This is a genomic window from Entomohabitans teleogrylli (assembly GCF_001484765.1).
GTDB lineage: Bacteria > Pseudomonadota > Gammaproteobacteria > Enterobacterales > Enterobacteriaceae > Entomohabitans > Entomohabitans teleogrylli.
In genome coordinates this window covers 1-688 of sequence record NZ_LLXO01000096.1, presented here as the reverse complement: position 1 = coordinate 688, position 688 = coordinate 1, and the positions used below count along the sequence as shown (strand labels likewise).

The 688-nt window shown below is 61.8% G+C and carries 1 pseudogene; it reads right to left on the bottom strand.

From position 1 onward, the window contains the following. A pseudogene (locus AQ981_RS27090) lies at positions 1-688 on the bottom strand (YadA-like family protein); the annotation flags it as partial.

Below are 688 nucleotides of genomic sequence, written 5' to 3'. Positions count from 1 at the left end.
GGTGCTGGTCCCGGACAGACGACCCGCCGCGACGTTGGTGATGGTGCGTTCACTGCCGACATCCCCCACGCTGACGGTACTGGTCGGACTGGCCCCGGCAAACGCGTAGTCAGTGCCATTGATGCTGACACCCGCCGTGCCTTCTGCCCGCGCGGTTACCGAACCGGCGCCCAGCGCCACATCGTTCTGGTTGACCGACACCGCGCCCATACCAATGGCTACCGAATCCAGCCCCACCGCATCCGAGTCTGCACCCGTTGAGTTGGCGTGGAAGTACTTCACGCCGGTGGTGTAGATGTTCTCCACCGTATCGCCCAGATTAGCGATATTGGTGGTATTACTTTCCACCTGCTGATTGGTGGCATACAACTGGCTGCCGTTCACCGCATCGGTACTCTGTGCATTCAGGTCACCCGCTGCCACGTTGGTGATTTTGTTCACCGCCTTGTTGCCGTGCGCAGCACTGTAGGCGTTCTGATCGCCGTCCCACAGCAGGGCATCCTGATGCAGACCGGAGATATCACCGGAAATCCCCTCCAGCGCCTGGTTGGTGGCATACAGCTGGCTACCATTTACCGCATCGGTGCTGGTCCCGGACAGACGACCCGCCGCGACGTTGGTGATGGTCCGTTCACTGCCGGCATCCCCCACACTGACGGTACTGGTCGGACTGGCCCCGGCAAACGCG